A 22,507-nucleotide genomic window follows, 5' to 3' on the forward strand; every position below is an offset into this window, starting at 1 on the left:
TTTGGGAGGTTTATTAATATGGCAAGAGTTAAGGGCGGATTTGTAGTTCGTCGTAAACATAAAAAAGTGTTGAAATTGGCAAAAGGTTATTTCGGTTCTAAACACCGTATTTTTAAAACAGCTAAAGAACAAGTAATGAAATCGATGGTTTACGCTTACCGCGACCGTCGTCAAACTAAACGTAACTTCCGCAGACTGTGGATCGTTCGTATTAATGCAGCAGCTCGTTTGAACGGTCTTTCTTACAGCAAGCTTGTATACGGCCTGAAATTGGCTGGTGTAGAAGTTAACCGTAAGATGCTGGCTGATCTGGCTGTGAATGATCTTAACGCATTCAACTCCTTGGCTGGTATTGCTAAAGAGAAAATCAACGCGTAAGTGTTGTAATATAACCGAAAAGCACCGCCTGCGGGTTGCCCATGCAGCGGTGCTTTTTTGTGCGGTAAGATAGGTAGGAAGCAGCATTGGGTTTCCCTACATAAAAGAAAAAGCTCTGCGGATGCAGAACTATTCCCAATACTTTATGGTATTTAATTGAGCAGCGAGCTTTTTGCTGATGTTGCGGCGTACTTTTCGCAGCTCGGAACGTTCATTAGCGGATTCATTGATCAGCTTCTCTTCGTCTGTCTCTGGGATAATAGCTGGAACCGGAGTAGGTGTGCCATCCTCTTCGACTGCGACAAAGGTTAGAAATGAAGTGGCAGCGACAGCGCGCTCTCCAGTATATAGATTTTCTGAAATGATCTTTACAAACACCTCTATGCTTGTCCGTCCAGTCCAGGAGACGAAGGATTCAAAACATACGGAGTCAGTAGGCCGAATGGGTCTCAAGAAGTCTACAGAGTCTGTAGAGGCTGTGACGACGTTAGTTCGACAATGGCGCATAGCTGAAATGGAGGCTACTTCATCGATGCCGCTCATAAGCTTGCCGCCGAATAATGTTTTGTGATTATTGACATCATTAGGGAAAACGCGTCCGGTTTTGAAGACACGGGATTCACGGCAATATTTGAAGGCCGGTGTTGTTTGTGGATTTATTTCTTCGGTCATGATCTGATAACTTCCTTTCAGTGCAATTACTAAGGAATCATAATAATAGAAAACACTTAAGTGTGCAATAATATTTGTAATGTGTTGGAATACTATACAGAGTAAAATCAGGGTTTCTGACATTAACCAGACATAACTATAACATGCTATGTCATGGAAAGCGGTTACTTGCTAAAAAGTGCAAATTATTATTGACCTGAGGTCATTTATGCACTGGATTTTAGATTTTATTGCAGTTATAATTTGAACTAATGGAATGTCCAAGCAGAACACAGAAGACATCCAATATTTTAAGGGGGATTACATTCAATGAAAAAAGGTTTAAAGCTATCTCTTGCAATGTTGCTGTCTCTTACAGTCGTTTTGACAGGCTGTGGAAACAACAATAACAACGCCGCTAAAGGTGAAACTAATGCAGGAACCAATGCAGGAACAAACGCACCTAAATCCGATTTCAAATTTGGTATGGTTACTGACATTGGTGGCGTAAACGATAAATCGTTTAACCAATCCGCATGGGAAGCATTGCAAGCTCTTGAAAAAGAAACAGGTAGTGGCGTTAAGTACTTGCAAAGTAAATCAAATGCTGACTATGAGCCAAACCTTAACTCCTTCGTTAAAGATGGATACAACTTGACTTGGGGTATTGGTTTTGATCTTGGCGACGCAATTAAAAAAGTAGCTACTGAGAACCCAAATGCTAACTTGGCTATCATTGATAGCGTAGTTGAAGCTCCTAACGTAGCTTCCGTTACTTTCTCCGAAAATGAAGGTTCTTTCTTGGTTGGGGTGGTTGCTGGTCTGACTACAAAAACTAACAAAGTTGCATTCATCGGTGGTCTGGAAAGCCCTGTAATCAAACGTTTTGAAGCTGGCTTTAAAGCTGGTGTAGCAGCAGTTAACCCTTCAGCTAAAGTAACACCTACTTATGCTGGTGGTTATGACAAACCAGACGTTGGTAAATCTCTTGCAGCTACATTGTATAACGACGGAAACGACATTATCTTCCCTGCTGCTGGACAAACAGGAAATGGCGTATTCAACGAAGCTAAAGCTCGTAACAAAGCAGGCGGTTCTAAAGTATGGGTTATTGGTGTAGATAAAGACCAATCCATCGAGTTTGGTACTGACGTTACTTTGACTTCCATGATCAAACGTGTAGACGAAGCTGTTCTTAAAGTTTCTAAAGAAGTAATTGACGGTACGTTCAAGGGTGGTACTACAACCGTTCTTGGTCTGAAAGATAATGGTGTAGGTATTTCTGATACTAAGGACAACGTTTCTGAAGAGATCCTGGCTAAAGTTGAAGAATACAAAAAACAAATCATTGATGGAACAATCACTGTTCCTTCCGAGTAATAGTTAGTCTCCATTTATTGCATTACAATAAGGATCAAAGAATAAGGCCGGTGTTGTGCTGGCCTTATTCCTTGTTAAAGCACTGGTTATGATATGAGGAACATAGATATACCGCCTTACAAAGGGCGGTACATCCGTGTCTATAAGGTAGTTATATATTCTGTGATGAGGGTGATTCCATGAGTGCTGCGGCTCCTGTCGTAGAGTTGAAGCAAATCACAAAACGCTTTCCCGGTATTGTTGCTAACGATTCCATTAGCTTGACGCTTAAAAAGGGTGAAATTCTTGCATTGCTTGGTGAGAATGGTGCAGGCAAGTCCACTTTAATGAATATTGTATTTGGATTGTATCAACCGGATGAAGGCAGTATTGAAATCGACGGGAAACCGGTTATTATTGATAACCCCAATAAAGCTATTGAGCTTGGTATTGGTATGGTTCATCAGCATTTCAAGCTTGTGGAGCCTTTTACGGTGACCGAGAATATTGTTCTTGGGATGGAGCCGAAAAAAGGTCTTAAAATTGACTATAAATCCGCTGCGGAACAGGTTCGGAAGCTATCGGAGCAATATGGCCTGCAAGTGAATCCAAATGCCGTTATTCATGACATTTCGGTAGGTATGCAGCAAAGGGTAGAGATTATGAAGACCCTGTACCGTGGAGCGGATATTCTCATATTTGATGAGCCGACCGCAGTACTTACGCCTCAAGAAATTACGGAACTCATGGCGATTATGAAGCGGCTTGTTGCAGAGGGAAAATCCATTATTTTGATCACGCATAAGCTTAAAGAAATCATGCAAATATCTGATCGGGTCACCATTATTAGACGTGGGAAAGTAATTGATACTGTGAATACCGCAGAGACTAACCCTAATGAGCTAGCTGAAAAAATGGTTGGGCGTGGCGTAACTTTCAAAGTGGACAAGAAAGCTCCTGAGGTTGGCCAATCTGTACTCAAACTGAAGGATGTCAGCAGTAAGAGTAAAGACGGGGTTTCCGTACTGGATGGTCTTAGCTTTGAAGTTAAAGCAGGGGAAATTCTCGGGATTGCTGGCGTAGATGGCAATGGACAAAGTGAGTTGATCCAGGCCATTACAGGTCTGCGCAAAATTGATTCGGGTTCGATTACCGTGTCTGGCAATGAAATTGCTAATTTATCACCGCGGAAGGTTTCAGAGATGAATGTCTCTCATATTCCTGAGGACCGCCACAAGCATGGGTTAGTGCTTGATTTCACCATGAGTGAGAATATGGTTTTGGAAACCTATTATAAGAGTCCTTACAACAAAAATGGCTTTTTGCAAAATGATGTCATTGATAAGTACGCAGCGAAGCTTATAGAGCAATTTGATGTACGTACACCTTCAATAGAGACCAAAGCCCGTTCTTTATCCGGCGGAAATCAACAGAAAGCGATTATTGCGCGGGAAATAGATAAAAATCCGACATTGTTAATTGCCGCACAACCTACACGCGGTCTAGATGTTGGGGCTATCGAATTTGTTCAGAAGCAACTCATAGCTCAGCGTGATCAAGGAAAGGCTGTTCTACTTATTTCCTTTGAATTGGACGAGATTATGAACGTCTCTGACAGAATCGCTGTTATCTATGAAGGGAAAATTGTCGGTGAAGTGTTCCCGCAAGATACGAATGATCAGGAACTGGGTCTTATGATGGCAGGCAGCTTGCAGCGGGGAGGTAAGGCAGTTGAATAAGTTCAAAAAAATCTTCACAACTGACAGCTACATCGTTCCTCTGGTTGCCATCGTGCTTGGTTTTCTTGTGGGAGCAATAGTTATGCTTCTGGGCGGTTATGATCCGATAACTGCTTACTCCGCACTGTTCAAACGGGTGTTTGGTAATTTGTATAACTTTGGTGAAGCTGTGCGCGAAATGACACCATTAATGCTTACAGGGCTAGCCGTAGCTTTCGCATTCCGTTCAGGGATGTTTAATATCGGGGCAGATGGCCAAGTAATGATTGGTATGACAGCGGCAACAGTGGTGGGTATTAAGATGGCAGGTCTGCCGTCCTTCCTGCTTGTCCCGCTTGCTGTAATTATTGCGGGTCTCTGCGGTGGTTTATGGGCAGGGATTGCCGGTTATTTGAAAGCAAAACGTGGGATTAATGAAGTTATTACCACAATCATGTTAAACTGGATCGCTCTTTACCTGTCGAATTATATCGTTAGAAACTTTTTGTTGCTTCCAGGACAAAATCGTTCCGAGGATATTCCGGCTTCACTTTCCATGACCTTTTTGAATTCGATATTTGATAATGCACGTCTACACTGGGGTACAGCTATTGCTCTTGCTGCAGCGGTATTCTTCTATGTGTACTTATGGAAGACCAAGCAGGGCTACGAAATGCGTGCAGTTGGTTACAATCCACATGCTGCCGAATATGCAGGGATGAATGTTGGACGTAACGTTATGAAGGCAATGTTCATAAGTGGTGTATTCGCCGGTCTGGCCGGAGCAGGAGAGGTGCTTGGTGTATTCCATTATCAAGCTATTTTCGCGGCATCGCCAGGATATGGATTTGATGGTATCGCCGTTGCTCTTCTTGGTTTAACACATCCACTTGGTGTTATTCTGGCTGCGATTCTCTACGGTACGCTGACTTATGGTTCTGCGGGTATGAGTTTTGCTGCAGATGTTCCACCGGAGCTTATTCGTATCGTTATTGGTTCAATCATATTCTTTATTGCGGCACAAGGGATTGTGCGCTGGGTGCTTAAGCCCTTTTACTTCAAGCGCAAGAAAGAGAAGGTGTTATAGATGGATCTGCAGACGTTAGGTCAACTGCTTAATACAACGCTTGTTTTTTCCACAGCGCTCATTTTTGCCTCACTTGGCGGCATCTTCTCTGAACGTTCCGGTGTCGTAAACATTGGACTTGAAGGTTTGATGATGTTTGGTGCCTTTGCGGCAGCAGTAGGCGGTTATTATGCTCAGGACGCTGGAATGGGCGAATGGGCTCCTTGGGTTGGTGTACTCTGTGCTATAGCTGTTGGTGTGCTAGGCTCACTAATTCATGCGGTTGCATCTATAACCTTTAAATCTGATCAGACGATTAGTGGTACGGTTATTAACTTTTTAGCTGCAGGCAGCACGCTCTACATGGTAAAGCTCCTGTTTGATGGATCTGCTGAAACTCCGATCATTGACGGATTCAGCAAGGTTGCAATTCCTGGGCTCTCCAAAATCCCAGTGATTGGTGAAGGGATTTTTAATTCCTATCCTACAACTTATCTGGCCATAATACTGGTCATCGTTATTTATTTGGTTCTGTTTAAGACGCCATTTGGATTGCGTTTGCGTGCTGTAGGTGAGCATCCAAGTGCTGCAGATACACTAGGTGTAAAAGTTAATCGGATGAGATATATCGGTGTAATGTTGAGTGGATTGATGGCGGGTATTGGTGGGGCTACAATCACTTTAACAACGACCGGAACCTTTGGACATAATACAATCTCTGGTCAAGGTTTTATCGCCATTGCAGCGATGATCTTTGGGAAATGGAATCCACTTGGTGCCTTTGGTGCAGCGGTATTCTTCGGATTCTCCCAAGCGATTCGCAACTATGTTCAATTGTATGAGTGGTCACAAAATATTCCTCAAGAGTTTATCTTTATGATCCCTTATGTACTGACTATCATCGTACTGGTAGGGGCTGTAGGCCGTTCCTCTGCTCCTAAGGCATTAGGACAGCCATACGATCCTGGTAAGCGATAGAAATGTAACTTTTCAAAGCCGTATTTCCGGTCTTTTCCCGGAAATACGGCTTTTTTATTAGGATCAGCAAGGATAAACATTGAGGTAGGAGGGCAAGTGTACAGGCGAAGGTCCTTTCCAACGAATAGACTGTTTTGTAGATGATGCGAATGAGAGGCGTACAAAACATTTAGGAGGGGATCATATGACTAAGCCAGTTACGAAGAAGCAAGTTATGAGACTCGTAGGTAAGCAGATCATTGCAGTAAAAAAAGACGGTACTCAGGTGACAGGTAAACTGCTGCGTGTATCCGGAAATCGTCTGATATTACAACGCGTAAGTGGTAAAAAAGTACAAACCAAAGCAATCATTCCTTTAGTGTTGTTTGATTTGCTTGCCATTGGTACAGCACCTTATGCTTTTGGTGGTGGCTATGGCGGTGGAGTGCCTTATGGTGGAGGTCCTGGCTATGGCAATCCTTATGGAGGCTATGGGTACGGAGGCACACCCTATCCACCTTTCGGATTCTTTTAAGTTCAGTTGAGTTTGATTTAATTAGATGAACCTTTTTTCCAGTTCGTAACAGAAGCTTAGGGATTGATAACGGGCTACGCTGTAGCCCAATTTTTGATAAAAGGCAAGAGCTGCTGTATTTCCTAAATCGACGGATACCTTAGCCCGATGACATCCGCGTGATAGTGCAAATCGTTCTGCTCGATCCATGAGCATATTCCCCAAGTGTTTGCGCCGTGCTGCGGGTGCTATGGCTAACATATCGATATAAAGTAAATCACCATGCAGCAGGAAATGGACAAACCCCATTGGATCACTCTCATAGTCGGGACAGGCGACTAAGGTGATACCGTGTCCCAGACGACGGGGGATATCTTTTTTGATTTTGGCAATTTCAGTCTTTGGCAAATGAGATAATGGTACAAGCTGTCGCTCGATTAAATCAAGGATAATGACGTCATCCTGCTTGGGTCGACGATAACGGATCATAGAGCGCCCCCTTTCTACGCATTGTCGTACATCATATGTCGGGAGCGGGGTGGGGGTTCCCAGCACGTAGAAGTAGGAGTTGTGACAATATTAAAAATAAGGGTATTGACTTATCCATGTTAGGAATCATATAATGTGTCTAAACATTTTATCGAACATACATGTATCGGCAATGATGAGGACGAAGTTTTAAGGGCTCTTTTGCTCAGAGAGTGTGAGGATCTGCTGCAACCTCCACCGAAATCCCTTATATACGAGCTCACCTCGGAGCTGTTTTCCTGAAAGGTCCACTGGCTAGAGTGGTGGAATTATTAGGGGAAATCGTTTAGTCCGCGTTAGGGACTTCAGGTTACAGAGATTAGGGCCCTTGCCTACATCGATGGATTTTTGTATACCTGATAAGGCGTTGCATCGCGAGATGTAATGCAAACATGGGTGGTACCACGGAAGATCAACCTTTCGTCCCTCACGCGCTAATACTGTGCGTGGGAGGCGAAAGGTTTTTTTGTTTTATAAGGAACCATTTGCTGATGTATAAAGGACGGTCCGTCATTTGCATAATGAATGTTAAATATCGGAGGAGGAATACTGATGAGCGCGCAAATACCGGAATTACGGTCTACTGAGCAGTTAAAAGAAAAATGGATGGAGCCGGAGGTCATTTCCGGTTCCGAGATATTACTCCGCAGCCTTGTATTAGAAGGTGTAGACACTGTATTCGGATATCCGGGTGGAGCTGTATTGTACATCTATGATGCATTGTACGGTTTTACGGATTTCAATCACGTGTTAACACGTCATGAGCAAGGTGCTATTCATGCAGCTGACGGTTACGCTAGAGCAAGTGGCAAACCAGGGGTATGTATTGCTACCTCGGGTCCCGGAGCAACGAATCTTGTAACAGGTATTGCTACAGCATATATGGACTCCACTCCATTGGTTGTAATCACAGGTAACGTATTCTCCAGCCTGATCGGTACAGATGCTTTCCAGGAAGCAGACATTACCGGGATAACGATGCCAATTACTAAGCATAGCTACTTTGTAAGAGATGTTGAGGATCTCCCGCGTGTTATACATGAAGCTTTCCATGTGGCGAATACCGGTCGTAAAGGTCCAGTGTTGATCGATATTCCGAAAGACGTGTCAGCAGCGAAGACGTTGTTCACACCAGTGAAAACAGTGAATCTTAGGGGCTACAATCCTTGTACAGTTCCAAACAAACTGCAGCTTGATAAATTGGTTCGTGCGATTGCGGTTGCTGAACGTCCGATTATCATTGCAGGTGGTGGAGTTATTTACTCCGGAGCACATGAAGCTATGTTCGAATTCGTGAAACGGACAGAGATTCCAATTACTACAACCTTGCTGGGTCTCGGAGCTTTCCCTAGTGCAGAAGAACTTTGGATGGGAATGCCGGGTATGCATGGTACGTATACCGCGAATAATGCGATTCAACAGTGCGATTTGCTCATTAATATCGGTGCACGTTTTGATGATCGTGTTACTGGCAGACTGGACGGCTTCGCGCCAAAAGCCAAAATCGTGCATATCGATATAGACCCTGCAGAAATCGGGAAAAATGTATCGCCTGATATTCCGATTGTAGGCGATGTGAAAACTGTATTGGAAATGCTGAATCCTGAGGTTGGCCGCGCATCTAATGCTGATGCTTGGAGAACACAGATTGCTCAGTGGAAGCTAGATCAGCCGCTTCGGTATAAGGATTCAGAAACAGAGCTTAAACCACAATGGGTGATTGAAATGATCAATGACACCACTAAAGGTGAAGCGATTGTCACAACGGATGTTGGTCAGCATCAAATGTGGGCTGCACAATACTATAAGTTCAATCATCCGCGTTCATGGATTACTTCAGGCGGTCTTGGAACGATGGGCTTCGGATTCCCGTCAGCTATCGGTGCACAGATGGCACATCCTGAACGGTTGGTAGTATCGATTAATGGTGATGGCGGCATGCAAATGTGTTCCCAAGAGCTAGCAATATGTGCGATTAACAATATACCAGTCAAAATTGTAGTAATTAACAATCAGGTGCTTGGCATGGTTCGCCAATGGCAGAATCTTATCTATGATAAACGTTACAGCTTTACAGATCTCGCAGGCAGTCCGGACTTCGTTAAGCTGGCTGAGGCCTATGGCGTAAAAGGTCTACGGGCGACGAATAAGGAAGAAGCACGTGATGCATGGCAGAAGGCACTGGAAACACCGGGTCCAGTATTGGTAGAATTCGTTGTTCCAAAAGACGAGAATGTCTACCCGATGGTAACTCAAGGTTCAACCATCGATCATATGCTGATGGGGGATGAATAACAGTGACAAGACATACGATTTCTGTACTCGTAAATGACCAGCCGGGTGTGCTTCAACGGGTGTCGGGTTTGTTCGGTCGCCGCGGATTTAATATTGAGAGTATTACGGTTGGCCAGTCTGAAGAGGTTGGATTGTCCCGGATGGTTATCGTTACTCTTGGAGACCAGCATACGCTTGAACAAATCGAGAAGCAGCTCTACAAGTTAATTGATGTAATTAAAGTCGTTGATCTTGGATCTAAGCCAATGGTTGCTCGTGAGCTGGCTCTGATTAAAGTGAATGCTGATCCAAGTGAGCGTCCGGAAATTATGGGCGTTGTAGAAACCTTCCGGGCTTCAGTTGTTGATATTGGCAGCACTACATTGTTAGTACAGGTAGTTGGAGATACAGTGAAGATTGATGCGATGATCGAGCTTTTGAAACCTTATGGAATCAGAGAGCTGTCTCGCACGGGTATTACGGCTATGGTACGCGGTAACTCTTAAATATTTTATTTTGCGACTTTAACGGATTACTGCTTGATTGCATTAATCTGATATGATATGAATGAACTTCCCGCTAAAGAGCGGGAGCTTGAGGAGCAGCTAGATCTTCTATGAATCCAGTTCTCTTGAAGCACCCGCTCTTTATGATGGGTCTCAAATTAAAGGAGGATATTGACAATGGCAGTTACAACGTACTATGAACAGGATGCAGAACTTAGTGTATTAAAAGGAAAGACAATTGCGGTAATCGGGTACGGTAGCCAAGGACATGCCCAAGCACAAAACCTGCGTGACAGTGGTCTTCAAGTTGTCATCGGTCTTCGTGAAGGTAAATCTTTTGAAACTGCGAAAAATGACGGTTTTGAAGTATTGCCAGTTGCTGAAGCAGTATCCCGTGCAGATGTTGTGCAAATCCTAATGCCAGATGAAACACAGGCTTCGGTATATAAAAATGAAGTAGAACCAAACCTCAAAAAAGGCGCAGCTTTGATGTTCTCCCACGGCTTTAACGTACACTTTGGACAAATCGTTGCTCCTAAAGATGCAGACGTGCTGCTTGTAGCACCAAAATCTCCAGGTCACATGGTTCGTCGTACTTATGTTGAAGGCTTTGGCGTTCCTGGCTTGATTGCTATCGAACAAGATGCAACTGGAAAAGCTAAAGAAATCGGTCTTGCTTATGCAAAAGGTATCGGCTGTACACGTGCAGGGGTTATCGAAACTTCTTTCCGTGAAGAAACCGAAACTGACTTGTTCGGTGAACAAGCTGTACTTTGCGGTGGTGTATCCGCACTGATCAAAGCTGGCTTCGAAACATTGACTGAAGCAGGATATGCTCCTGAAATGGCTTACTTCGAATGTCTGCACGAATTGAAGCTGATCGTTGACATGGTATACGAAGGCGGATTGTCCAGCATGCGCGATTCCATCAGTAACACTGCTGAGTACGGTGACTATGTAACTGGACCACGCATTGTAACTGAAGATACTAAAAAAGCTATGAAAGCTGTTCTGACAGATATTCAAGAAGGTAAATTCGCTCGTGACTTTATCCTTGAAAACCAATCCGGACGTGCTTTCCTTACCGCTACTCGCCGCAACGAAGCTGCTCACCCAGTAGAAGTTGTAGGTAGCCAATTGCGTGAAATGATGCACTGGATTAAGAAATAATCATAATCATACTTATGATTAAATAGTATTACCTTCAAATGCGGCCGTGACTTTGCGAGCCGCATTTGAGAGTTTCAGCACAATTTTTGGGAGGTGCTTAGCATGCGGAAAATTTATGTGTTCGATACGACACTGCGAGATGGAGAGCAGTCACCAGGTGTGAACCTCAACACGCGTGAGAAAGTGGAGATCGCTTACCAGTTAGAGAAGCTGGGAATTGATCGCATGGAAGCGGGTTTTCCTGCAGCTTCTCCAGGTGATCTAGCTTCTGTTAATGCGGTGGCAAGAGCTGTGAAGAACGTCACGGTAATCGGCCTTTCTCGTTCTAGAGAGACAGATATTGATGCTGTAAAAGAAGCACTACAGGGAGCGCAGGACCCTTGTATTCATATTTTTCTAGCTACATCTCCTATTCACCGCCAGCATAAGCTACGGATGGATAAGGCTCAGGTGTTGGAAACTGCACAGTCTGCTATCCGATACGCTAAAAAATATTTCCCTAAGCTCGAGTTTTCATTAGAAGACGCGGGCCGTACGGAGTATGATTTCATGGCTGAAATGGTCGGCATGGCTATCCGGGAAGGCGCTAATGTTGTTAATATCCCGGATACTGTAGGTTATTTGAATCCTTCGGAGTACGGAGCTATCTTTAAATATCTAAAAGAGAATGTGCCTGATATTGAACGCGTACAGCTTAGTGCCCATTGTCATAACGATCTTGGTATGGCTACAGCAAATACGCTGGCTGCGATTCAGAATGGTGCAGATCAGATCGAAGGAACGATCAACGGTATCGGTGAACGTGCCGGGAACACAGCGATTGAAGAAGTTGCGCTAGCGCTTGAGACACGGGCTGAATTTTTTGGCGCAAAAACATCGCTTACGTTATCCGAGATCTCTCGCACAAGCCGTCTGGTCAGCAAGCTGACAGGTATGGTGGTTCCAGGGAATAAAGCGATTGTAGGAGCTAACGCATTTGCTCATGAATCGGGTATTCACCAGGACGGGATGCTGAAAGAGAAAACTACCTACGAGATCATGACACCGGAGACTATTGGACTTAAAGAGAGCAAGCTGGTACTCGGCAAACACTCTGGACGTCACGCTTTCCGCGATAAGTTGAGTGATCTAGGGTATGATGTGTCCGAAGAAGAGCTGAACACCGCTTTTTCTAGATTTAAGGATTTGGCAGATAAGAAAAAAGAAGTATCAGATGAAGACATTTTGGCTTTGATTGAAGAGAAATTAATTGATACGCCAGAAGTCTTTAAGCTGCAAACGATGTTCGTTACTTATGGTAATGAAGCTGTTCCAACCGCCAAGGTTATTATTGCGGGTCCGGAAGACCAGCCGATTGTAGCTGAGGCAGAAGGTAATGGTTCAGTAGATGCCATCTACAATGCTATTGATAAAGCCACGAATGAGGAAGTTACCCTTGGAGATTATTCGATTAAATCGGTCTCCCGTGGTAAAGATGCGCAAGGTGAGGTTCATGTAGTACTGTCGCAGGGAGAAGTAGCTGCACAAGGTCGTGGACTTAGCACCGATATTCTGGAAGCAAGTGCCCGCGCTTATATTGATGCGCTTAACAAGCTTCTGGAGAAACGCAAGACTTACACCAAACGTGATCACGCTAGTCTATAAAATGTACAATGTTATTTTTACTTTCCATTAAGTAGTAAATAAGACAGGGATATGCGAGTTATTGCGCATATCCCTGTTTTTTTTTGCAATAAAAAGATCTCTAAGACTGCAATAGGACGCTGTTCAGATTATGTATAGATGGACTATTTACAATAGTTGTTAGGTTGCAAATTTATATCATGAGAAAGGGTCAAGGAGGTTAATGCGGGGAGTAGAGTACGGGATTCAAAGGATAAAGCTTAGGAAAAGCACGATAAACGGAGTGACAAAGGAGGCATTTTTAATAATGTTATCAAAAAAGAAAATTAGCGCATTGCTCGTAGTATTCTTGCTTGTGACGCAATGGGCTTACAGCTTTGGCTTTGGAGTCAATTCGCAGGCATATGCGAGTGGCAACGGTACTGTAATTGGAGATGACCTCATTACTAGTGTTACGCTTGCTGTATACACCGATGATAAATACACAAATACGGTTACAGAAAGCGTATATGAACTTGATTCCTATTCGGAATTGAACTATACATGGTCACTTCCAGATGGGCATGGATATAAGGATGGGTCCACCTATACCTTTGATCTTCCAACACAGTTTGAACTTTATAACGATCTGAATGGTGATCTTATTTTTGACGATGAACCTGTAGGGACTTATACCGTCGACAAAAATACTAACCGCGTTGTATTTACATTTAATGCTTATATCGAAACCCACGATAAAGTGGGAGGGACTTTCTCCGTAAGGTCGCTTTTGAGCTCCAAGAAGATTACTGGCTCCACGAAGCAAACCCTGATTTTCCCGATACAAGGCGGTACTCAGACCATTGAGCTTAATTTTAAGCCGAAGGTTAGCTCTACTATAGAAAAAGACGGTTCGCCTAAGCCGCAGTATTATAACCCAACAAGCATCGCTTGGACGGTTGATGTGAATAAGGCACTGGAAAGCGTAAAAAATGCAGTTGTCACAGACACACTCCCTGCGGGATTATCACTGAATACGGTATCTATTGCTGTTTATGAGCTTGATGTGAAGGTCGATGGGACTGTGAGTCTTGGCAATATAGTGGACAGCAGCAAGTATGATGTGACAGGATCCACTTTGGGAGAGTTAAAGCTGAAATTTGCGGATAACCCGCTTACTAAGGCCTACCGGATTGGCTTTTCTACGGATATTACTGGTACTGGTGTAGATGCGAAAACCTTTTTGAATGAGGCAGTCTTAACAGGAGATAACGGATTTTCTAAAAAGGCTAGCACTACAGTTACAGTAGGACGTGGCAAACCACTATCGAAAGAGTCCACTAAATACGATGCAGCGAATCAGGTGATTTCCTGGGCTGTTAATTTCAATTACAATGAAAAAACAATTTTAGCGGCAAATGCTATTTTGAAGGATACATTCAATAACACCCAAGATCTGATTCTCAGCTCGGTTAAAGTTTATCCTGTAACGATCGACAGTAATGGCAACGGGGTTAAAAGCGCGGAAATCGCTTCAAGCGAATATACAATAACTCCAACAACTGCAACGGGATTAAATGGTTTTGATCTGAAATTTAACAATGATATTAATTCTGCCTACCGTATTGAATATCAGACAAAGGCAAATGGCAGAGTATTTGATGATGGCAAGATTACGAACAAGATTACTTATGATGGAAAAACAGAAACGGGTTACAGTGATATCAAGCAGCAAATTCTCCATAAAAATTATAGCAACGTTAATTATGCGACTAAGACCCTCGATTGGACTATCCAAATTAACGATGACAGCAAGACTATGGAAAATTTAGTGGTGACAGATACTTTTGGCAATGCCGGATTAAAGCTTGTCCCGGGTACATTAAAGGTTCAACCAACTAAAGGTGGAACTGCTACCGTCCATAGTGTTGTTTACAATGCGCATGATCCGGTTGCAGTAAACGATGGATTTGTGATTACTTTTAATGCGCCGATAAATGAGCCTTACACAATTACTTATACAACAAGCTTTAACTATGATTGGCTGGCTCCGGGCAAAACTCAATTCACTAATACAGGTGCACTCGATTGGAAAGAAACGGTTAATGGGGTGCAGGAGTCTAAGCACAAAGAAGCGACCGTAACCTTTAATCCAAGAGATGAGGTTAAAAACAATGGGAAGAAGAGTGGTTCCTACAATGCTGTAACTAAGGAAATCACTTGGAACATTGGGGCTAATTATAATCAGAAAACGTTAAGCCAAGCTCAACTGGTTGATACCATTTCAGCTGGCCAAGTTGTAAATATGGATTCTGTGAAAGTGAATAAATGGGAGTATGGAAAGGATGGAAATCCTTCTCCTCAAGCTAGTGTGAATTCCGCTGATTATAAAGTGGAGCTGGATGGCAGTGAGCTGAAGGTGACATTTAATAAAACGATTAATTATGCGTTCTACGTCACTTTCAAAACAACGTTCGCGGATCAAGCGATTGATTCAAATGAAATTAAAAATACAGCTACGTTATATGATGGTACGAAAGTAGAGTCCGCTAAACTGCAAGCTTCTGTTAATATCCCTCAGGGCGGGGAATATGTTAACAAAGAAGGTGCGCAGGATGGCAATAAAATACATTGGACGGTTTACATCAACCGTAACCAATCTTTTGTAAAAGAAGCGGTAATTACGGATATTCCAAGCGACAATCAAATCTTGCTGTCCAATACATTCCATGTCTACAAAACGAAAGTTGCAAGCAATGGGGATGTAACATCCACCAACCAAGAATTGGTGAGTGGTACAGATTATAAGCTGGAAATCACAACGGATAATGACGGAAAAGAAAGCTTTAAGCTTAGTTTCCTGAAGGATATTTCCGAAGCTTATATTTTAAAATATGATTCCCTGATCACAGCACAAAACAATGATAAGGTAACCAATCAGGTTAGTTTTGATGGTAAAAACATCAAGGTAGTTCCAGGTGTAAGCACCGAGGAAATTATCGTTAAGCTCTCTAGCGGCTCCGGTACAGGAAGCGGCGTAAGAGGACCGTTGACGATTACCAAAGTAGAAGACGGGAATACCAGCAAGGTGTTAAGTGGGGCCGTTTTTGATCTGTATCGCGTAGTTGATGCCGATAAGATCTGGATTAAGGAAGGCACGACGGATACAAACGGGATACTTGAATTTACCAAACTGACAGGTGGGAAATATGTATTAATTGAGAAAACAGCACCTGCTGGTTATGTTCTTGATCAAACACCACATGAAGTGACTATTTCTTCGACGACAGGGATAAGCCTTCAGGTTAAAAACAAAGTTCCGACACCAACAGCAACGCCTATACCGACCGTAACGCCAGCACCAACGGTAACACCAACGCCAGCGCCAACAGCAACACCAACGTCGACGCCGACAGCAACGCCAACGTCGACACCAACAGCAACACCAACGTCGACGCCAACAGCAACACCAACGTCGACGCCGACAGCAACACCAACGTCGACGCCGATAGTAACACCAACGTCGACGCCAACAGCAACACCAACGTCGACGCCAACAGCAACACCAACGTCGACGCCAGAGGAACCGACAGGTCCTATCTGGACACCATCACCGACTCCGGAAGTAGTCGTTACTTCTACGCCAACACCAACACCAGTTGTGGTGGCAACACCTTCACCAACACCGATGGTAACGCCAGTGTCGACAGCAACGCCAACGGTTACGCCAACAGCTACTCCAAGCCAGCCTGTGGCAACTAGTACGCCTGTTGTTCCGCAGGTAACTCCACCTGTGCAGAAAGAGATTACCAATGAAGATGTTCCTATTGAAGGTGAAATTCCACTTGGGGGAGTGCCAAGCCTGGGAGATGAGCCGGGACATGGTAAAGTAATTATTACTAAGGATGGCAAATGGGTCTACACACCTGATCCGGGCTATATTGGTAAAGATAAGTTCACCATTATTGTTACAGATGAGAATGGAAATGAAGAAGAAATCCTCATAGAGATTGATGTGGAGGAAGTACCAAAGGGTACAGTCACTAAGCCAGGAAATAACAGCAATAAACCGACTCAGCTTCCGAAAACGGGAGAAGACAGCGCATTTCCGATCTACTTGGTAGGTGGAAGTCTGGTACTACTAGGGTTTGTATTAACAAGACGATTCAAACGTAATAACTAGGAAGGTAATAATAAAGACACCCGGTTTTATCCGGGTGTCTTTATTATGTCTTGATAGGGTATTTAGCTCATCGCACTCTATGGTTAAACTGTTCCCATTGCTCGTACCAGTGCTCAACGCTGGCTGGAAGGCCAAGGTTAAGTTCCTTTTGGAACAAATCCTTGAGCAGCTTGTACTGCTCTTCCACAGCGGAACGTTCTCCAATACTGTCGTAGACCTTCATTAATCCTAAATGCCCTTGTTCAAAATAAGGCTGCAGCTGCACTACTCGTTGATAGACAGTAACGGCTTCGGCAATTCTGTTGCTTTCTATATAAAATTGGGCAATGCCCATTGCATGGTGCAGCCAAATGGTACGAAGGCGTTGCCGCTCACTTTCGGCCCATAAATAATCATAATCGTCAAAGTAATCTCCAGAATAAAGCTCGAATAAAACTTGATGCTCCGCACAATTAACTTCACTAATGGTTTCCAGAGCCAGAATCCCCTGTTCCCACTTATCTACATCGATCAACATTGATCCGGTTTCAAGGGTATAGCCTTCCCCCCCGCTAAGGTTGCTGATATGCAGGTCGACTTCATTCTGCTTTAAGCATTGCCGGACTTGATAAATTGTTGTATAGAGATGGGTAGAAGCCTTTTTCAGATTAAAGTCAGGCCACAGCAGTTCAATCAGCATGTCTTTACTTACAAAGCGGTTGCGATTATGGAGCAAAAAAGCAAATAACTCTTGGGCCTTAGAGGTTCTCCAACGCAGATTATTCAGAGATTGTCCACCTCGTTCAAAACGAAGCGATTGAAGACAACGAATGGTTACCTCTTCTGTTGCAATGATGAGTTTTGGGGCAAGTGACAATCTTTCTTCTAACCGTTGGACGGCCTTCAGTAGTCGGTCATTTCGCACAGGCTTCAAAATATAATCGAGCGCATTGATCTCAAAGGCTTCCACAGCATAATGGTTATACGCGGTAACAAAGATAATATTTGCGTTTGGACAGGTCTCTTGGAGCATCTCGGCAGCTTGAAGACCATTAATTTCAGGCATTTCAATATCAATAAAAATAACGTCAGGATGATAAGACGGAGCCTCTTGAATGGCCTGCGAGGGGTCCGTATAGGAAGCGGCTATATGTATGGATGGTATTTTTTTTAACATAAACTCTAATTTCACAAGGGCAAGCCGTTCATCGTCAACTAATATTGCCTGAATCATTATTAATCACCACTCAGATATAGTATTTTAGCCAAAAATACGTCGAATCCTTACTTGATATTTGGGTTCACAATAGTTTGTCTGTTAATCAGAAAGTTTTCGAATCGGATTTTTTTTGTCAGAAGGAATAATAAAACTCACAGAAGTTCCTTTCCCTTCGGAGCTTTTAATCTGCAGCCCTTTTCCGTAGACCCGCAACAGCCGTTTATGTGTATTTAAAAATCCGATTCCTCGTACATCATTAGACGGATTGCTGAGCAACTGCTGGAGTTGTTCGTTTTTCATGCCTTGGCCATTGTCTGATATCGTGATTTCAATATCGCCAGCTTGTTCCTTGATGGTTATGGACACCGTTCCTCCTTGGGAGCGACTCAAAATACCGTGCCGGACAGCATTTTCAACCAGTGGCTGTATAGTCAGAGGCGGCAGCTGAAAATGCAAGCTTTCCTCATAATCCCAATGAATGGTCATCCTATCTTCAAAGCGCTCCTTCTCTATGTAGAGGTAGGCATGAACAAGCTCAAGCTCTCGTTCAATCGGTATCATAGGCTCAGCATTCAGGAAATTGAAGCTTAAACGCAAATAAGAGCTGAAGGCATCCACAAGGTGACTCATTCTATTAATATCAAAAGAGGCCAGCGCGGATATTGAATTTAATGTGTTGAACAAGAAATGTGGTTGTATTTGCGCTTGAAGATAGGCAGCTTCCACACGAAGCCGTTCGTTTACGGACTGTTTTAGATCTGTTAAGGAGCGTACACGGGCCTTCAGCTCTATTGCATTCATAGGCTTCATTACATAGTCATTTGCACCTGAAATGAATCCGGTATAAATATCTTCTGGTTGGTTTCGTGCCGTCAGAAGCAAAATGGGAAGCTCAGCAATGGTGTAACGTTCACGAATTCTATGCGCCAGTTCATACCCGGACATTTGTGGCATCATTACATCTGTAATAATTAAATCCCACTGAGCGGTATCCAGCAATAGTAAAGCATCGTTTCCGCTGGTCACCGTAACGATTTCATAGTCCTTGATGGAAAGTACGTTGGTAAGTATTTTTAGATTAACCGGATCATCATCTACAGCCAGAAGCTTGGGTCTCCTGCCATGGGCTGATGAAACGATACCCGGCGCGGTTAATTTGGATAAAGTGATCATAGATGGCGTGTCCGAGAATTCAGTCATAGAGGGCAGTTCTGAATTCAATACCCGGCTGGTTGAATCGTATAACGGCATTGTGAATGTGAAGGTAGTACCTTCTCCAAGTGTAGAGACTACACTTATTTTCCCGCCGTGAAGTTCAACTAACTGCTTGCTGGTGCTTAATCCAAGCCCGATGCCACCGCTAACTTCGTTCATGCTGGAGTCGCCCTGTTCATAGGGCTGGAAAGCTCTGAGCAACGTCTCCTCGTTCATGCCAAGACCAGTATCCGTAATATGAATCTGCGCCGATTTTTTATGAATATCTGCATGGATTCTTATCGTGCCTACAGTCGTATATTTAACAGCATTTTGAAGCAGATTGAACAAGATCTGAATGAGTCTTTTTTCATCAGCCACAATAGAAGGGAATGAATCTGGTATTTCTGAGATTAAGGTTAAAGATTTCCCTTCTGTTAAGAATTTGAACATATCAAGCACACCCACTGCGAAGGATTGAATCTTAAGTTCTCTGAGCTGCAATTGTATATTGCTTTCACGGAGCTGGGATTGATCCAGCAGATCGTCTACCAGAAGGGACATACGTCTTCCAACGGTAATGAGCAGTTTTAAATTCTCAGCATTTTGATGCGTTACAGTGTCACGCTCGCTGTCCAGAACAGTTTCGGCAATGTTAATGATACTGTACAGCGGATTTTTTAATTCATGTGAGGTGTTAGCCAAAAAAACATCCTTTTGCGTAACACTTCTCTGCAGGCTGTGCGCCAGTTTTTCTGTCTCCTTAGTATTCCAGTGATATCGCTTAAATCCAAAAGTCGCAAAGCACAAAAAGGCGATAATTAGATCAAAAGGATAATAGGTAACGTTGACCCAGTTATAATTCTTGAACATTCCCCAAAGTGTGCTGTTAACGATGGCAAGCATGGATAACAACAGGAAAATAGAGCCTTCGTAATTTTTAACAATAGATCTCAGAAAAAGAATTACGACACCTAATGCTAAAACTAATAAATTTATGCCGAAAATCAGTGTGTGAAATTCATAATAGTGAACAACGGGTCCAAATAATATGAACAGGATGTCTACTATGGACAGGATGGTTAGGATACGAATACTTTTTATTTTTAAATCCGCGAACAAAAGATGTTTGCTTGTCTGCAGGATAAAAATAAATACAGCAATATAAGAGATAAAAAATAGTTTGAAATTCCATTGATAGTTCAAGGGAAGTACGTGCAATAAAAGCCTGTCATCATCTATAAGTACAGTAGTTATAGCGGATATTACCAGCAGAAAAAAATAGATCAACATCTTTTGCCGCAGCCCAATTATATATAAAATAACAGCATATACAGCGTGCAGCAGTAGAACAACACATAATAGCAACTGTAGGCTAATAGATAGCAGTCTTTCCTGTGTTAAAGCTTTTTCGCTGCCAAATACAATCGTTTTAGAAATTCCCCCCGTTTGGGAGAAGGAATAGTTGGCTACATGGATCACAATTTCAATCTCACTTTTATCGGTTGTAAAGGATACTGAATAAGGCAGTATGTATGGGATATAGTGCTCTTTATTCTCAGCAGGAGTGCCAGAGCTGCCCAGCCGTTCACCATTGATATACACTTCTGAAGAAGAGCGAGCTCCGGAAATGAGAAGACTATAAGATTGCTTCTTATTATTATCTGTAAGCACACGTAGTCGATAGGAGCCGTAGCCATAAGCAGATTTATCACTATCGCTATCGCTAAGTGCATCTTTCCAGTTCCCCGGGACTTGTATATATTTTGTAGGAGCAGAGGTTAGAGATTGTTCGTTGAATGAAGGAAGCAGCATACCCGGGTAGAACTCCCACTGCCCATCTAAAATAAGAAGTTTGTCCGGATTCATATTTTGATCCCGTAAATCCAACACCCCATTGATCAATGTTGGTTGTGTGGTGTGTGGAGAAATCATTACCCATAGGATACGAAATCCAGTGAGTATAATAAGAAACAATGCGATAATTAAGAAGAGTTTTCTTTTAGTCATAATAGTTAAACATTATTCGACAACAAACTATATATTCCTCTCTTCGGCCTATTTCAAAAAATTCAAAAAAATTTATGCATAGGTTGCAGGGGGGAAGGATTGTCTGGCGTCTAACGTTTTGAAGGTGAAGGAGGGGAGAAAGCTGGAAGAGGCAGAATGGATTGCTGCTGTGCTGAACGGTCAACATCAAGCCTTTGGGCATTTGGTGACACGTTACCAAGGCATGGTATACAGAGTATGCGTCAAAATCACAGGGGAAGCCGAATCGGCCAAAGATATGGCTCAGGAGGTTTTTATAAAAGCATATAAAGCGCTCCCCTCTTTCAGAGGACAGTCCTCCTTCTCGACATGGCTGTATCGGATTGCCTACCGCACCTGTCTGGACTGGAAACGGGCCAACGATAGGGAGTGGAAGTACCGAAGTGCAGCTGATTACACAGAAAATGATTGGGTAACGTCTCAAACTCCGGAGCATGAGGTACTTGAGCAGGAAACATCAGCTGAATTAGGAGAGAATGTGAACAGTCTGGCGGAACCGTACCGGTCGGTCGTCCAGCTGTACTATTTTCAGCGGAATTCCTACCAAGAGATTGCAGAGCAAAAGGGAGTTTCCGTGAAAACAATCGAATCGCAGCTTTATCGAGCCAGACAGATGATGCGTAAACAAAGGGAGGAATGGCGATGAATTGTGCAATAGTGAAGGAATGGATGCCACATTATATAGACGGCCTACTGTCTCCAGAGATGGAGCTGAGTATCCGATTGCACATAGAGTCATGTCCTGATTGCGCAGAGTGGCTGGAGGAAGCCAAAGCAATGTCGGAGCTGTGGTCGGAAATGGATGCTGACAGAGAACAGCTGCAGGCGCAGATGGACTTCCCGGATCTCGCAGCAGATGTTATGACACATATTGAGCAGCTCGAAACAGGGCGCAGATCACGAGCGACTAAGGCGACAAATGTAAGACGTCGTTCTGCCCCAAAAACCTCATGGATTCATTATGGAGTGGCTGCTTGCCTCAGTTTGTTATTGTTGCAGTTTGGGGTATTTGAGAATTTGGCCTATGGCATTACCGAAATAAACGGCCATATGTCGAATTCAGTAACCCAGTGGTTTGGTGGCTTTGGGAGATAGAAATAAAATAATTGATCATTAATAGATGTTTAAATTGGCTAAAGTTTTGCTACCCAAATTTTAGG

General features: G+C 43.4%; 17 protein-coding genes. 13 read left to right on the forward strand and 4 right to left on the reverse strand.

The genetic code is table 11. The annotated features are described in order from the left end of the window. Positions 1-18 precede the first annotated feature (18 nt). Positions 19-378, forward strand: coding sequence for a 50S ribosomal protein L20 (gene rplT / locus NSQ66_RS06335; RefSeq protein ID WP_036679505.1), 360 nt, complete (start codon positions 19-21; stop codon positions 376-378). Between the two features lie 129 nt (positions 379-507). Here the strand turns inward: rplT and NSQ66_RS06340 are convergent, their stop codons facing one another. After that, positions 508-1,050: an acyl-CoA thioesterase gene (locus tag NSQ66_RS06340; RefSeq protein ID WP_051491073.1), complete on the reverse strand. Its 543-nt coding sequence runs from the start codon at positions 1,048-1,050 to the stop codon at positions 508-510. 309 nt (positions 1,051-1,359) lie between these two features. Here NSQ66_RS06340 and NSQ66_RS06345 point away from each other — a divergent pair, with 309 nt between their 5' ends. The 5 genes from NSQ66_RS06345 (at position 1,360) to NSQ66_RS06365 (ending at position 6,664) form a co-directional block, all read left to right on the forward strand. Then, on the forward strand, positions 1,360-2,409 hold the full coding sequence (locus NSQ66_RS06345) for a BMP family ABC transporter substrate-binding protein (RefSeq protein ID WP_036679503.1): 1,050 nt from the start codon (positions 1,360-1,362) through the stop codon (positions 2,407-2,409). Positions 2,410-2,588: 179 nt separating this feature from the next. Beyond that, positions 2,589-4,127: an ABC transporter ATP-binding protein gene (locus NSQ66_RS06350; protein WP_036679500.1), complete on the forward strand. Its 1,539-nt coding sequence runs from the start codon at positions 2,589-2,591 to the stop codon at positions 4,125-4,127. After that, positions 4,120-5,193 carry an ABC transporter permease gene (locus tag NSQ66_RS06355; protein ID WP_036679498.1) on the forward strand — a complete coding sequence of 358 codons (1,074 nt, stop codon included), beginning with the start codon at positions 4,120-4,122 and terminating at the stop codon, positions 5,191-5,193. Before NSQ66_RS06350 ends, NSQ66_RS06355 begins: the two co-directional genes overlap by 8 nt. After that, the gene (locus tag NSQ66_RS06360) at positions 5,194-6,150 is read left to right on the forward strand and encodes an ABC transporter permease (RefSeq protein ID WP_036679496.1); all 957 of its coding nucleotides are present in this window, start codon (positions 5,194-5,196) and stop codon (positions 6,148-6,150) included. A 184-nt stretch (positions 6,151-6,334) separates the two neighbouring features. Next, on the forward strand, positions 6,335-6,664 hold the full coding sequence (locus tag NSQ66_RS06365; RefSeq protein ID WP_036679494.1) for a hypothetical protein: 330 nt from the start codon (positions 6,335-6,337) through the stop codon (positions 6,662-6,664). 21 nt (positions 6,665-6,685) lie between these two features. Here NSQ66_RS06365 and NSQ66_RS06370 read toward each other — a convergent pair whose 3' ends face one another. Next, positions 6,686-7,132 (reverse strand): GNAT family N-acetyltransferase, encoded by a 447-nt coding sequence (locus NSQ66_RS06370; protein WP_036679492.1) that lies wholly within the window; start codon positions 7,130-7,132, stop codon positions 6,686-6,688. Between the two features lie 591 nt (positions 7,133-7,723). Between NSQ66_RS06370 and ilvB the strand changes: the two genes are divergently transcribed. The 5 genes from ilvB to NSQ66_RS06395 all read left to right on the forward strand — a co-directional run bounded on the left by ilvB (position 7,724) and on the right by NSQ66_RS06395 (position 16,906). Then, positions 7,724-9,466, forward strand: a complete 1,743-nt coding sequence (gene ilvB, locus NSQ66_RS06375) for a biosynthetic-type acetolactate synthase large subunit (RefSeq protein ID WP_036679490.1) — start codon at positions 7,724-7,726, stop codon at positions 9,464-9,466. Further along, positions 9,463-9,951: an acetolactate synthase small subunit gene (ilvN, locus tag NSQ66_RS06380; protein WP_170914191.1), complete on the forward strand. Its 489-nt coding sequence runs from the start codon at positions 9,463-9,465 to the stop codon at positions 9,949-9,951. The genes ilvB and ilvN overlap by 4 nt, the downstream gene beginning before the upstream one ends. A 177-nt stretch (positions 9,952-10,128) precedes the next feature. Continuing rightward, a complete protein-coding gene (gene ilvC, locus NSQ66_RS06385; protein ID WP_036679485.1) occupies positions 10,129-11,121 on the forward strand; it encodes a ketol-acid reductoisomerase in 993 nt (330 codons plus the stop codon). Positions 11,122-11,223: 102 nt separating this feature from the next. Continuing rightward, positions 11,224-12,765, forward strand: coding sequence for a 2-isopropylmalate synthase (locus tag NSQ66_RS06390; protein ID WP_036679482.1), 1,542 nt, complete (start codon positions 11,224-11,226; stop codon positions 12,763-12,765). Between the two features lie 286 nt (positions 12,766-13,051). Continuing rightward, positions 13,052-16,906, forward strand: coding sequence for a collagen binding domain-containing protein (locus tag NSQ66_RS06395; protein WP_076141102.1), 3,855 nt, complete (start codon positions 13,052-13,054; stop codon positions 16,904-16,906). Positions 16,907-16,973: 67 nt separating this feature from the next. On the opposite strand, the gene NSQ66_RS06400 is transcribed toward NSQ66_RS06395, so the two are convergent. Beyond that, positions 16,974-18,119 (reverse strand): response regulator, encoded by a 1,146-nt coding sequence (locus NSQ66_RS06400; protein ID WP_051491105.1) that lies wholly within the window; start codon positions 18,117-18,119, stop codon positions 16,974-16,976. Positions 18,120-18,203: 84 nt separating this feature from the next. Next, the gene (locus tag NSQ66_RS06405; RefSeq protein ID WP_076141103.1) at positions 18,204-21,308 is read right to left on the reverse strand and encodes an ATP-binding protein; all 3,105 of its coding nucleotides are present in this window, start codon (positions 21,306-21,308) and stop codon (positions 18,204-18,206) included. 124 nt (positions 21,309-21,432) lie between these two features. On the opposite strand from NSQ66_RS06405, the gene NSQ66_RS06410 reads away from it, so the two are divergent. Both NSQ66_RS06410 and NSQ66_RS06415 read left to right on the forward strand, forming a co-directional pair. Further along, positions 21,433-21,993, forward strand: a complete 561-nt coding sequence (locus NSQ66_RS06410) for an RNA polymerase sigma factor (protein ID WP_170914178.1) — start codon at positions 21,433-21,435, stop codon at positions 21,991-21,993. Beyond that, a complete protein-coding gene (locus NSQ66_RS06415) occupies positions 21,990-22,442 on the forward strand; it encodes a zf-HC2 domain-containing protein (RefSeq protein WP_038569222.1) in 453 nt (150 codons plus the stop codon). Before NSQ66_RS06410 ends, NSQ66_RS06415 begins: the two co-directional genes overlap by 4 nt. Positions 22,443-22,507: the final 65 nt, after the last annotated feature.

The organism is Paenibacillus sp. FSL H3-0329 (assembly GCF_037963285.1).
GTDB classification, from domain to species: Bacteria; Bacillota; Bacilli; order Paenibacillales; family Paenibacillaceae; genus Paenibacillus_AQ; species Paenibacillus_AQ odorifer.